General features: G+C 65.1%; 12 protein-coding genes. All 12 read right to left on the bottom strand.

What is annotated here, in order from left to right; genetic code table 11:
- Window positions 1-60: 60 nt before the first annotated feature.
- The 12 genes from PKE80_RS23870 to PKE80_RS23815 all read right to left on the bottom strand — a co-directional run bounded on the left by PKE80_RS23870 (window position 61) and on the right by PKE80_RS23815 (window position 11843).
- On the bottom strand, window positions 61-639 hold the full coding sequence (locus PKE80_RS23870; RefSeq protein WP_271184628.1) for a hypothetical protein: 579 nt from the start codon (window positions 637-639) through the stop codon (window positions 61-63).
- Between the two features lie 87 nt (window positions 640-726).
- Window positions 727-2847 carry a prolyl oligopeptidase family serine peptidase gene (locus tag PKE80_RS23865; protein WP_271184784.1) on the bottom strand — a complete coding sequence of 707 codons (2121 nt, stop codon included), beginning with the start codon at window positions 2845-2847 and terminating at the stop codon, window positions 727-729.
- Between the two features lie 205 nt (window positions 2848-3052).
- Window positions 3053-3475 (bottom strand): 50S ribosomal protein L17, encoded by a 423-nt coding sequence (gene rplQ, locus PKE80_RS23860; protein WP_036527248.1) that lies wholly within the window; start codon window positions 3473-3475, stop codon window positions 3053-3055.
- Window positions 3476-3601: 126 nt separating this feature from the next.
- Window positions 3602-3997, bottom strand: coding sequence for a diacylglycerol kinase family protein (locus tag PKE80_RS23855; RefSeq protein ID WP_036527314.1), 396 nt, complete (start codon window positions 3995-3997; stop codon window positions 3602-3604).
- Between the two features lie 148 nt (window positions 3998-4145).
- Window positions 4146-5213 carry a DNA-directed RNA polymerase subunit alpha gene (locus PKE80_RS23850; RefSeq protein WP_036527247.1) on the bottom strand — a complete coding sequence of 356 codons (1068 nt, stop codon included), beginning with the start codon at window positions 5211-5213 and terminating at the stop codon, window positions 4146-4148.
- A 105-nt stretch (window positions 5214-5318) separates the two neighbouring features.
- Window positions 5319-5708, bottom strand: a complete 390-nt coding sequence (gene rpsK / locus PKE80_RS23845) for a 30S ribosomal protein S11 (protein ID WP_008831163.1) — start codon at window positions 5706-5708, stop codon at window positions 5319-5321.
- A gap of 60 nt (window positions 5709-5768) precedes the next feature.
- Window positions 5769-6137, bottom strand: a complete 369-nt coding sequence (rpsM, locus tag PKE80_RS23840; protein ID WP_008831162.1) for a 30S ribosomal protein S13 — start codon at window positions 6135-6137, stop codon at window positions 5769-5771.
- A 351-nt stretch (window positions 6138-6488) separates the two neighbouring features.
- Window positions 6489-7187, bottom strand: coding sequence for an SRPBCC family protein (locus PKE80_RS23835; protein ID WP_271184627.1), 699 nt, complete (start codon window positions 7185-7187; stop codon window positions 6489-6491).
- A gap of 172 nt (window positions 7188-7359) precedes the next feature.
- Window positions 7360-8007, bottom strand: coding sequence for an adenylate kinase (locus PKE80_RS23830; protein WP_008831160.1), 648 nt, complete (start codon window positions 8005-8007; stop codon window positions 7360-7362).
- Window positions 8008-8047: 40 nt separating this feature from the next.
- Window positions 8048-9415 carry a preprotein translocase subunit SecY gene (secY, locus tag PKE80_RS23825; RefSeq protein WP_008831159.1) on the bottom strand — a complete coding sequence of 456 codons (1368 nt, stop codon included), beginning with the start codon at window positions 9413-9415 and terminating at the stop codon, window positions 8048-8050.
- A gap of 242 nt (window positions 9416-9657) precedes the next feature.
- Entirely contained in the window at window positions 9658-10137 is a 480-nt protein-coding gene (rplO, locus tag PKE80_RS23820; protein WP_271184626.1) for a 50S ribosomal protein L15, read from the bottom strand.
- 398 nt (window positions 10138-10535) lie between these two features.
- Complete coding sequence (locus PKE80_RS23815; protein ID WP_271184625.1) at window positions 10536-11843, bottom strand: ankyrin repeat domain-containing protein; 1308 nt, start codon at window positions 11841-11843, stop codon at window positions 10536-10538.
- Window positions 11844-11995: the final 152 nt, after the last annotated feature.

Raw genomic sequence — 11995 nt, 5'->3', positions numbered from 1 at the left:
TCCGGAAAACTGTCTGAAGCGCAACGCCCGCGCGCGTCGATACCGCGCGGGCGTTTCGGCTCAGATCATGCCATGCCCATCGACGGCCACCGAGCGAATGTGCCCCGAGCCATCGACGCTGCAGGCAAACGGGCGGCCGTCCTGCAGGCGCCCCTCGACGCTGTAGCGCTCGCCCATGCGGCGTACCGAGTCCACCGATTCGACGCGCTTGTCACCGCGCTCGAGTTCCGCAGAACAGGCGTCGACCGCGCCGCCCAGCGATCCGGCCCCGGCAGGCTCGTCCGAATAGTCGCGGCCGCTCACCGGGCCGCCCGGATATGGTGCGGTATCGCCATTGTCGGCCGGCGGCGCGCCATAGTCCGCATCGTCCCCCGCTTCCGGGCCGCCCGGATAGCGATAGGGCGCGGGCTCGCCGCCACGCTTGTCGGCGCTGTTCTTGCTGACGGCAGAAGCGATCGCGGCAACCCCGCCGACGACCAGCAGCCCGGCCAGAAGGTCCCCGCCATCGATGCCGCCGCCGCGATAGTGGCGATGGCCCCTCCACTCGTCCCGGCCGTGTGCGAGAACCGGCGTGGCGGTGACGCAAAGCACCGCGAGCGCGGCAAGGGATACGGCGGCACGCGAACGCAACATCTTCATCGGGAGAAACCCTATCCGGCGCGCACGGTCCGCGCCGCCCAAGTCACGGAACGTACGCCGCTCATGCTGTCCTATGCATGAACCGCTTCACGGCGTCGCGGCGGTCGGCTCTCCGGCCTGAGCGACACTGGCTTCGGCCGAAAGGCGCAGCCCCGTCCACTGCGCGACGAAGGCAAGGATGTCCGCACCCTCCTCGATCGCCTTGTCCGTGGGCTTTCCTGAGCCGTGTCCGGCGCGGGTCTCGATGCGGATGAGACGCGGCCTGGCCCCGAGGTTCGCGTGCTGCAGCGCCGCCGTGTACTTGAACGAGTGCCCGGGCACCACGCGGTCGTCGGTGTCCGCCGTAGTAACCAGGATCGCCGGATACTGCGCACCCTCGCGAATGTTGTGGTAGGGCGAATAGGCGCGCAGGACCTTGAAGTCGTCTTCCCGGTCCGGCCTCCCATAGTCGTCGGTCCAGTAACGCCCGGCCGTGAAGCGGTCGAAGCGCAGCATGTCCATGACGCCCACTTGCGCGACCGCCGCCGCGAACAGGTCCGGCCGCTGGTTGACCACCGCGCCCACCAGCAGGCCACCGTTCGAGCCGCCCTGAATGGCGAGCCCATCCTTCTTCGCGATGCCCTCGCTCACCAGGAACTCGCCCGCCGCGATGAAGTCGTCGAAGACGTTCTGCTTGTTCTGCCGCCGCCCCGCATCGTGCCACTCGCGCCCGTACTCGCCGCCGCCGCGCAGGTTCGCCAGCGCGAAGGCCCCGCCCGCCTCCAGCCACGCCATGCGCGTCGCCGAGAAGCCGGGGGTCAGCGAAACGTCGAAGCCACCATATCCATAGAGCAGCGTCGGCACCGGCTGCTTCGCCTTGGCCACCACGCGGCTGCGCACGATGAACATCGGTACGCGGGTGCCGTCCTTCGACGTGAAGAAGCGCTGCTCGACCACGTAGGCACCCGGATCGTAGCACATCTTCGGCGTCGCGAAGGGCGTCGTCACCCCGGTCGCCAGATCCATCCGGTAGATAGATGCCGGGCAGTTGAAGCTGGTGAAGGCGTAGAACGTCTCCGGATCGCCCGGCCTCCCGCGAAAGCCCGAAGCGGTGCCGATGCCGTTCAGCGACAGCGTCTTGCCTACACTGCCGTCGAGCGCCAGGATTTCCGCATGGCTCGCCGCATCGCGCATGTAGTTGAGGACGAGCCGGTCCCCGACGATCCCGGCGCGCTCCAGAATATCCTCGCGCTCGGCGACGATCTCGGTCCACTCGGCCTTGGGCGTATCGAGATCGATGCCGACGAGGCGATAGCGCGGCGCGTTCCGGTTGGTCACGTACCACAGCTTCCGCCCGGCACCTTCGACCAGCTTCCAGTCATCGGTGAAACCGGAGACGAGCGGCACTGCCTTCCATCCGTCGCGCTTGCGCTTGTCGAGATCGATCACCCGCACTTCGTAGCGCGCATCGGTGCCGACGTGGCTGGTGATGAGCGCCAGGCGCCCGTCCTGCGTCACGTCCGCCACATGCCCCAGATCGGGCGCGTCGGGCGTCGCGTAGACCAGTTCGTCCGCGTCCTGAGCCGTGCCGATGCGGTGGAAATACACGGCCTGGTTGTAGTTCAGCGACTGGAACGCCACGCCTTCCTTCGGCTCGGGGAAGCGCGAATAGAGGAAACCTTCCTCGCCCACCCATGAGAGGCCCGTGAACTTGGCCCAGCGCACCTCGTCCTGTAGCGGCTCGCCGGTCTTGACGTCGATCACGCGCAGGATGCGCCAGTCGCTGCCGCCGTCCTGAACGCTATACAGCAGGTAGCGGCCTTTCTGCGAGGGCTCCCAGGAATCGAGTGCCGTCGCCCCGTCCTTCGCCCAGGCGTTGGGATCGAGCAGCAAGCGCGGCTTGCCGTCCAGCCCCTTGCGTACGAACAACTGCGCCTGGTTCTGCAGGCCGGTGTTACGGGTGTAGAAGTAGCTGCCGCCCGCCTTCACCGGGATGCCGAAGCGCTCGTAATCCATGAAGGCGCGGATGCGGCGCTGGAACTGCGCGCGCTGGGGGAGTGCGGTCAGATAGTCTTCGGTGACGGCGTTCTCACGGCTCACCCAGTCGGCGACTTCGGAGGAATGTCTTACGTCATCCTCGAGCCAGCGATAGGGATCGGCGATGGCCTCGCCGAACTGGGTCTCTACGACAGTGTCGCGGCGGGTCTGTGGATAGCTGATGTCGGACATAGGCCCTGCCCAGATGGGCGTCGCCGCCCCCGACAGCAAGAGCGCCGCCAGCACCTGCAGACCGCTAGTCTTCACACATCCTCCCGACCCTGCTTTTGAGCATGCTGTCTAGCACATCGGCGTTCCGGGGAAAGCTCGCATGAAAAAGCGGCCGCGAACCGAAGTCCGCGACCGCTTCTCTATCCCGTCAGGGACGCCGAGTGGCTTACGCCTCGGCGAATTCCTCGGCGTCGGTGTGCACCGGGCCGGAGTCCTGGCCCTTGGCATCGACGTCGCGGTCGACCAGTTCGATGATCGCGATCGGAGCGGCGTCCGAAGCGCGGTAGCCGGCCTTGATGATGCGGGTGTAGCCACCCTCGCGACCGGCGAAGCGCTCGGCGAGGACTTCGAACAGCTTCTTTTCCTGCGCTTCGTCGAGAATGCGCGCGTGCGCGAGACGACGGTTCGAAAGGCCGCCCTTCTTCGCGAGCGTGATCAGCTTCTCGATGTAGGGACGCAGTTCCTTCGCCTTCGGCGTGGTGGTCTGGATCTGCTCGTGCTTGATCAGCGCTGCGGCCAGGTTGCGCAGCAGGGCTGCGCGGTGGCCGGACTTGCGCTGCAGCTTGCGGCCGCCCATCTTATGACGCATATTCTTTACTCCGTTCGTCAGGCAGCCGTTCAAGGTACTGCCTGCCGGGCGATGTGGTTAGACCATCGCCCAAAGCCTGTTCACGTATTTGTGAAGCGCGCCCTCAATACGAAAACGGGGCGGGAGTCAAGGGCGGATGCCGTCGAGCATCGCCCAAACCGGCGGGCCAAGCGTCAGAAGTCCGATACCTGCGGCCACGATCGATGCCATCAGCACCGCTCCGGCACAGATGTCCTTGATCCGGCCGATGACCGGATCAAAGTTCGGTTCGACCCGGTCGCACATCTGCTCGAAGGCGGTGTTGAAGGCTTCGGCCAGCCAGACCAGCCCTATCGCCAGCAACAGCCAGCGCCAGTCGTTTGCGGAGATATTCAGGAACAGCCCTGCCCCGATCGCGACAATCGACGCCGCCAGGTGCACCCGCGCATTGTGCTCGTTGTAAACCAGCCAGCGCAGGCCGCGCCATGCGAAGATGAAGCTCCTGAGCCGCGCCGCGATGGTGAAGCGGCCTGCAGATTTCAATGCGTTGGGCGATTCGATCATTCCGTCAAACGTAGAGCATTATCGCGGGGATGACGCACAAAGGTTCGATGCGGGAGATCGTACCCCAAAGAAAAAGGCCCCGCAGTCACCCGCGAGGCCCTCTTCATTTCGAAACCCGAAGGTCCAATCAGCCGAGCAGTTCCTGCTCGAGTTTCTTGGCCATCTCTTCGATGTTCTCGGGCGGCCAGCCCGGGATGTCCATGCCGAGGCGCAGACCCATCGAGGAAAGCACTTCCTTGATCTCGTTGAGCGACTTGCGGCCGAAGTTCGGCGTGCGCAGCATCTCGGCTTCGGTCTTCTGGACCAGATCGCCGATGTAGATGATGTTGTCGTTCTTGAGGCAGTTGGCCGAACGGACCGACAGTTCCAGCTCGTCGACCTTCTTGAGAAGGTAACGGTTGAGCTGGTTGGTGTCGCTCTCTTCCGAAGCCGCCGCGCCGCCAACAGCCACGCCGATCATCGGCGAGGCGCCAACCGGGGCGATGTCCTCGAAGTGGACGAACAGCGCCAGCTGGTCCTGCAGAATGCGCGCGGCATAAGCCACGGCATCTTCAGGGGTCACGGTGCCGTCGGTCTCGACCGTCAGGTTGAGCTTGTCGAAGTCCAGCTCCTGGCCGATGCGGGCATTCTCGACCTTGTAGCTCACCTGGCGAACCGGCGAGTAGAGCGAGTCGACCGGGATCAGGCCGATCGGCGCGTCGACCGGACGGTTCGACACGGCGGGGACGTAACCCTTGCCCGAGTCGGCGGTCAGCTCCATGTTGAGCGTCGCACCATCGTCGAGGTGGCAGATCACGAGATCCTTGTTCATGACCTCGATGTCACCGGTGACGGCGATGTCGCCGGCGGTGACGGCGGCCGGACCGGTTGCCGAAAGCTGGAGGCGCTTCGGACCGTCGCCCTGCATCTTGAGCGCGATCTGCTTGACGTTCAGGACGATGTCCGTGACGTCTTCACGCACGCCTGCGAGCGACGAGAATTCGTGGAGCACGTTCTCGATCTTGATCGAGGTGATCGCCGCGCCCTGGAGGGAAGAGAGCAGCACGCGACGCAGCGCGTTGCCGAGCGTCAGGCCGAAGCCGCGCTCGAGAGGTTCGGCGACGAAGGTCGCCTTCAGCTTGGGGTCTGGTCCCGGCTTGATCTCAAGGCTGTTCGGCTTCTTGAGTTCCTGCCAGTTCTTGATGTTGACAGTCATGGACTTCCCCTGGGAGTGATGGCGGTTGCGTCCCGAAGGCCTGGTGGAGAGGCCCGGGACGTTCCGAAGACGGGCGGTGACCGGTCACCGCCCGCATTAGCTCGATCAGACGCGGCGGCGCTTCGAGGGACGCACGCCGTTATGCGGAATCGGCGTGACGTCGCGGATCGAGGTAATCGTGAAGCCCACGGCAGCGAGGGCGCGCAGGGCGCTCTCGCGGCCCGAACCCGGGCCCTTGACTTCGACTTCGAGGGTGCGGACGCCGTGCTCGGCGGCCTTCTTGCCGGCGTCGTCCGCGGCCACCTGAGCGGCGTACGGGGTCGACTTGCGGCTGCCCTTGAAGCCCATCATGCCGGCCGAGGACCACGAAATCGCGTTGCCCTGGGCGTCGGTGATGGTCACCATGGTGTTGTTGAAGCTAGCATTCACGTGGGCGATGCCGCTCGTGATGTTCTTGCGCTCGCGGCGCTTAATGCGCTGAGGTTCGCGTGCCATATCGTATATCCTGTCGAATTATCGCTGCGGGAAACCGAAAGCCTTAACGGCTCCCTCGGCTTACTTCTTCTTGCCGGCGATCGGCTTGGCCTTGCCCTTGCGGGTGCGCGCATTGGTGTGCGTGCGCTGGCCACGAACCGGCAGACCCTTGCGGTGACGCAGGCCGCGGTAGCAGGCGAGGTCCATCAGGCGCTTGATGTTCATCGCGGTCTCGCGACGAAGGTCACCCTCGACCGTGTGGTCGGCGTCGATGGTCTCACGGATCTGGAGCACTTCGGCGTCCGAGAGATCCTGGATACGGCGGGTGTGATCGATACCGAGCTTGTCGGCGATCTCGAGAGCCTTGGTACGGCCGATGCCGTGGATATACGTCAGCGCGATGATAACGCGCTTGTTGGTGGGGAGATTTACCCCTGCAATACGAGCCACTTAATTCTCCTGCTCCACAGAGGTGCGAGCGCGCACCTCCATCTCATCGCGAAAACACTCGGGGAAGTGAAATGGCAAAAGGCCCGGTTGGCGGTTACACGCGGGTGCTTTGGACACGCGGTATGGGCCTTCCGGACTGCCGTTTACTGACGAGTGAAGGGGGCGCTTAAAACGATTCGCGCGCAGAGTCAACGTTCCGCGTCAACGCCTGCGGCATCGACCGGGCGCCGCCCTCCGCCTGATCGACGGGGCGGATGTCGCGCCTGTCATGCCTGTTTAACGCAAATCACGAGGCCAGTCAAAGTGCGTAGCACCCGGCCCTGTCCCATGGCGGCACCGCACGCATCGGACCTAGCGTCCGACGAGCGGCCCGTCACTGGTCGTCGGCTTGCTCGAAAGCGGCACGATGTCGAGCCCGGCCGCAGGATCCGACGCTGCATGCTCCTCGGCAGGCGGGTCGGCAACGTCCGTCTCGATCTTCGGGAAGGCCGCCGCGAAGGCGCCGCCCAGCTTTCCGGTCAGGCGCTGGAGCTGTCCGCCGAGCATGCCATCGACCGCCGGCGCCAGTTTCTCGAACGGGGTGCGGGTGAAGCCGCCCACGACGTATTCAAGCAGGACCTGCGTACCGCCCTTCCCGTCCGGCTTGAGCTGCACGGTCAGCGTGCCGATCGCCGCGTCCGACTGCAGCGGGCCGAGCGCCCCGCTCATGCGCAGGGCGCGGCCGCGCTCCACGTAGATCACGCGCATGTGCTCGACGCTGCCGCGCGGCGTTGCCTTGGGCGAGCTTTCGTTGGGCAGCACTTCGCAGAAGCAGCCGCCCGCCCGTGCATCGAGCGTGAGGTTCGCGGCATCGCCGGACCAGGTGTGATCGGAGTCCCACCAGACCGATGGCTTCACCAGCACGGCCCAGGTTTCCTCGGGCGTCGCCGAAACTTGCGCGACATGGCGCACGACGAAGCCATTGGCCTCGACTTGCGCGACGCTCGCGCTTGCCGCCGAAGGAACGAGCGCCATGCCGGCCGTCGCCAGCGCAAATGCGAAAGACTTCATAAAGCTGCCCCTGCCCGGCCGCGAAGGCCCCGTCAATGTCGCGACACCGTCCATGCCAGATCGCATGGCTGACGTCATCCCTACCCCTGCGCCGCGCCGACAAAACGAAAAACCCGGAAAATGCCCTGAGCCACTTTCCGGGTTTCGTTACTCGTTTCACTCTGGAACAGAATCAGCCCGCGAGGATCGCCTCGATCGCCGCCGTCACCTCGTCCATGTCCGCCATGCCGTCGACTTTGGCGACAATGCCGCGCGCTTCGTAGACGGGCAGGATCGGCGCGGTCTTGGCGCGGTACTCGGCCATGCGGGTGCGCACGGTCTCGGCATTGTCGTCAGGACGCCGCTTGAACTCGTGCCCGCCGCACTTGTCGCAAGTGCCTTCGACCTTCGGCTTCTCGAAGGTGTCGTGGTAGCCCTTGCCGCAAGTGGCGCAGGTGAAGCGGCCGGTGATGCGCTCGACCAGCGCGTCCTCGTTCACTTCCAGTTCGATCACGTGATCGAGCTTGCGGCCGCGCGCTTCGAGAATGCCGTCGAGCGATTCCGCCTGCGCTTCGGTCCGCGGGTAGCCGTCGAAGATGGCGCCGGTATCCACGCCCATCGCGTCGAGTTCGTCCCCGATCAGCGCCGACACGATCGCGTCCGAGACCAGCTCGCCACGCTCCATGACCGCCTTGGCTTCGAGTCCGGTCGGCGTCCCCGCCTTGACCGCGGCGCGCAGCATGTCGCCGGTCGACAACTGGCGCATGCCATGCTTGTCGACGAGACGCTGCGCCTGGGTTCCCTTGCCCGCCCCCGGCGGTCCCAGCAGGATAATGTTCACGCCCTGAATCCCCCTCGGTTTTACGTTATCGGCACGCGCCTCAGCGCATGCGGCCCTTCAGCTTGGCCTTCTTGATGAGGTCGCCGTACTGGTGCGCCAGCAGGTGCGACTGAATCTGCGTGATCGTATCCACGGTCACGTTGACGACGATCAGCAGACTCGTGCCACCCATGAACAGCAGCGGCAAGCCCGTCATCGACAGGAAGTACTCAGGCACCGTGCAGACGATGACCAAGTAGGCCGCACCGATCACGGTGATACGCGTCAGAACGTAGTCGAGATAGACTGCGGTGTTCTTGCCCGGACGGATGCCCGGGATGAAGCCGCCGTTCTTCTTCAGGTTGTCCGAGGTCTCTTCCGGATTGAAGACGACTGCGGTGTAGAAGAAGCAGAAGAAGATGATGCCCGCTGCGTAGAGCAGCATGTAGAGCGGCTTGCCGTGGCCCAGGTACTGGTTGAGCGAGACCACGATCTTGCCCATCGTCGAATCCGGCGTCAGCGACTTGCCGGCGAACTGGCTGATCGTCAGCGGCAGCAGCAGCAGCGAACTGGCGAAGATCGGCGGGATCACGCCGGCGGTGTTGAGCTTGAGCGGCAGGTGGCTGCGGTCGGCCTGCATCATGCCGCGCTGCGTGGCGCGCTTGGGATACTGGATCAGCAGGCGGCGCGTGGCGCGTTCCATGAAGCAGATCATCAGGATCATCGCCACTACCAGCGCGATCAGCGCGATGATAAGGATCGAACCGGTGTCGCCCGCCGAGTAGGCCGAGCCCAGGTTGCTGGCGAACGTCGGCATCTGCGCGACGATACCTGCCATGATGATGAGCGAGACGCCGTTGCCGATCCCGCGCGAGGTGATCTGCTCACCCAGCCACAGCAGGAACATGGTGCCGCCGATCAGCGAGATCACCGCGCCGACGCGGAACGGGATGCCGGGATCGACCACGGCGCCAAGACCGCGCGAGGTCGACAGCGCCTCGAGGCCGGTGGCGATCGCGTAGCCCTGCACGATGCACAGCAGCACGGTGCCGTAGCGCGTGTACTGGTTGAGCTTCTTGCGTCCGGCTTCGCCTTCCTTCTTCAGCGCGACGAGCGCCGGATGGAGCGAGGCGGCCAGCTGCACCACGATCGAGGCGGTGATGTACGGCATCACGCCGAGCGCGATCAGGCTCATGCGCGAAAGCGAACCGCCCGAGAACGTGTTGAACAGGTCAAGGATGCCGCCCTGCGTCTGCAGATAGAGATCGCGCAGCGCGACCGGGTTCACACCCGGCAGCGGAACGAAGCTCAAAAAGCGGAACACGATGAGCGCGCCGATGGTGAACCAGATGCGGTTCTTCAGCTCGGTGGCCTTGGAGAAATTGGCCAGGCTGAGCGTGCTGGCGATGTTGTCGGCGCGTGAAGCCATGACGTTCTAAAAAGCCTCGAAGAATCTAATCGGACTCGCCCTTAGCGGCTCATGCCTGCCTTGTCGAACCCGGGAAGGAAACTGGCCATATAGACATTGGAACGAGGTCGGGAAGACCCGTCCCGCACGAATCGGCTCCAGTGTGCCGCTCGCGCATCACATTTGTCGACACCTTACAGCAAGAGAGGGCGAAGCGCCCGGCGCCCGCCCTCTCCTTATGCCTTAGCGTGTCGCGCCGGAAATCAGGCCGCAGCCTCTTCCTTGGCGGGCACGATCACCGAACCGCCGGCCTTTTCGACCGCGGCAACGGCACCGGCCGAAGCACCGGCAACGTTGAAGGTGACCTTCGAGGTCAGTTCACCCTTGGCGAGGAGGCGCACGCCGTCCTTGCCGCCACGGGCCAGGCCGACGGCCTTGAGCGCCGCGTGATCGACCACGCCAGCGATGTCCAGCTTGCCAGCGTCGATGAACTTCTGGACGAGGCCCAGGTTCACTTCCGCGAAGTCCTTGGCGAACTTCTTGTTCGAGAAGCCGCGCTTCGGCAGGCGCATGTGGAGCGGCATCTGGCCACCCTCGAAGCCGTTGATCGAAACGCCCGAGCGTGCCTTGGCACCCTTCTGGCCGCGACCCGAGGTCTTGCCCTTGCCCGAGCCGATACCACGGCCGACGCGCATGCGGCGGTGACGGGCGCCGGCGTTGTCACGGATGTCATTCAGTTTCATGTTCTGCACTCGCTTTCGCTTTGAGTCGCGCTGATAGGAAGCGGCGCCCCTAGCGGATGAGGGCAGGCTTGTCACCCCGGATTCGGGAAAAGCAGATCAACCGCCTTCCGGGTTTACACAGAAGAGCCTGCGAAACCCCGAGATTGCTCCTTTACAGAGAATGACTTGCGACCATTCCCTGTGACCTTTCGCGTGCACCCTTGCCCGCTTCGGAGCGCCATCCACATCTGTATCATCTACCAGTCATTCCCGCGAAGGCGGGAACCCATCTCCTGACATTGCCTCTTGCGAAAACATCAGCTGGGTCCCCGCCTTCGCGGGGATGACGAAAAAGCGAGCGAGAGCGATGCTGCCCTCACCCATCCGCTATCGCATGGATCACGGGATGTAGGACAGCCTCAGCTGCCGCCGCCGAAGCCCACCAGCAGCTTCGCGCTCTCCGGAACCCGCGTACCGAAGGCGTCGCGCGCAGGCGCCCAGCGCACGATCTCCACCGCCAGCCCGCACAGTTCCTTGTCGAACGCGGGCGAGACGGATGCCGGATCCATCTTGCACTCTGTCGTGTTGCCCTGCTCGTCCACCTGGAAGTTCAGGTCGTAGCGGCCGAACGGCTTGGCTTTCAGCTGCGTATCGTAACGCTCCTTGAGTTCGGTGAGCGCATGGTTGAACTCGACGAGGCTGGCGTCATCCCAGCGCGGCTTCTGGCGCAGACTGGCGAACTGCTCTTCGGTCACCAGCGGCCGCATCGCGCGGATGACACCGTACCAGCGCATCACGCGCGCGATCTGCAGCGGCGACTGGCGGTCGATGGTGGTCTGGCACGTCCCGCCGATCGGGTCTGCCTTGGCCCGCAGCAGCGCCTGCGCGGCAGGCCAGCGATGGTAGGCGACCGCCCAGGCGAGCGGCGTCAAGCCGAACAGATCGGGCTTGTCGATGCCCTTGGGGTCGCGCTCCAGCAGGATGCCGATATCCCGGATCGAGCCGCGCCGCGCCGCCGCGCCGAGCCCGTGCTCCATGCGCGCGACGCCCAGTTCGGCGAAACCATAAGGCTGCTCGACGCCCGCATCGGAATTGTCGGGAAGCGCAGGCTGCGGCCCCGCCTTGTCCACTGCCCGGCACACGTCGGCATAAGGATAGCGCGGATCGGCCAGCATCGCGGCGTTGTAGCGGCGACCGAAGCCGGTGACGGTATCGTCGGGCTTCTGTTGCCCGCCCTCGACCTTGCCCTCGGGCACGAAGGCCACCGCGCGCACGGTCCATGGCGAAAGGCCGCCAAGCATGCGGCACTGTACGCCGTAAGCCTCGGTGGAGATGCCGGTCGGCGTCGTCGCGGCAATCAGGCGAAAGTCGCCCATGTCGAGCGCCTTGTGTGCCTCCGCCACGGCGTTGGCGCTGCCGTCCTTCAGCTTGCGGCGCAGCGAGCGGTCACCCTTGCGCAGCTTGTCCAGGAACGCGGTATCCGCACGCAGGTCGCCGCATTGGGTTACCGAGGCGCCCTCGACGCCGAGATTGCCCTTGGGCGCGTCGTCCGAGCACGCGGCCGTCGTCAGCGCGCCCATGCACAGGATGGTGGCCGTCAGAAGCCGCTTGCCGATCAAGACCTGTCCCCGATTGGAATCCGTGGCGCCCGAGGCGCCGATGAAGCTGGCGCGAATAGCATAGCCGCGCGCGGTTGGAAGAGCATTACTTGCGGGAAGGCCCGCCATGCCCCTGGGGCTTCGACAAGCTCAGCCTGAGCGGGATTGGGAGGTTTGCACTTAGCCCCGCTCTCCCTGAGCCTGTCGAAGGGTCACCCTGAGCTTGTCGAAGGGCCGGCCACCCACGCAAAAAGGCCCCGGTGTTTCCACCGAGGCCCTTC

The sequence above is a fragment of the Novosphingobium resinovorum genome (assembly GCF_027922145.1).
GTDB classification, from domain to species: Bacteria; Pseudomonadota; Alphaproteobacteria; order Sphingomonadales; family Sphingomonadaceae; genus Novosphingobium; species Novosphingobium resinovorum.
The sequence above is the reverse complement of the archived record's forward strand: the minus strand, read 5'-3'. Positions and strand labels throughout refer to the sequence as shown.

What these genes read in the sequence shown, in the direction of transcription:
- PKE80_RS23870 (WP_271184628.1), bottom strand. Translation starts at nt 639, where the DNA reads ATGAAGATGTTGCGTTCGCGTGCCGCCGTATCCCTTGCCGCGCTCGCG.
- PKE80_RS23865 (WP_271184784.1), bottom strand. Translation starts at nt 2,847, where the DNA reads ATGTCCGACATCAGCTATCCACAGACCCGCCGCGACACTGTCGTAGAG.
- rplQ (WP_036527248.1), bottom strand. Translation starts at nt 3,475, where the DNA reads ATGCGTCATAAGATGGGCGGCCGCAAGCTGCAGCGCAAGTCCGGCCAC.
- PKE80_RS23850 (WP_036527247.1), bottom strand. Translation starts at nt 5,213, where the DNA reads ATGACTGTCAACATCAAGAACTGGCAGGAACTCAAGAAGCCGAACAGC.
- rpsK (WP_008831163.1), bottom strand. Translation starts at nt 5,708, where the DNA reads ATGGCACGCGAACCTCAGCGCATTAAGCGCCGCGAGCGCAAGAACATC.
- PKE80_RS23835 (WP_271184627.1), bottom strand. Translation starts at nt 7,187, where the DNA reads ATGAAGTCTTTCGCATTTGCGCTGGCGACGGCCGGCATGGCGCTCGTT.
- secY (WP_008831159.1), bottom strand. Translation starts at nt 9,415, where the DNA reads ATGGCTTCACGCGCCGACAACATCGCCAGCACGCTCAGCCTGGCCAAT.
- rplO (WP_271184626.1), bottom strand. Translation starts at nt 10,137, where the DNA reads ATGAAACTGAATGACATCCGTGACAACGCCGGCGCCCGTCACCGCCGC.
- PKE80_RS23815 (WP_271184625.1), bottom strand. Translation starts at nt 11,843, where the DNA reads ATGGCGGGCCTTCCCGCAAGTAATGCTCTTCCAACCGCGCGCGGCTAT.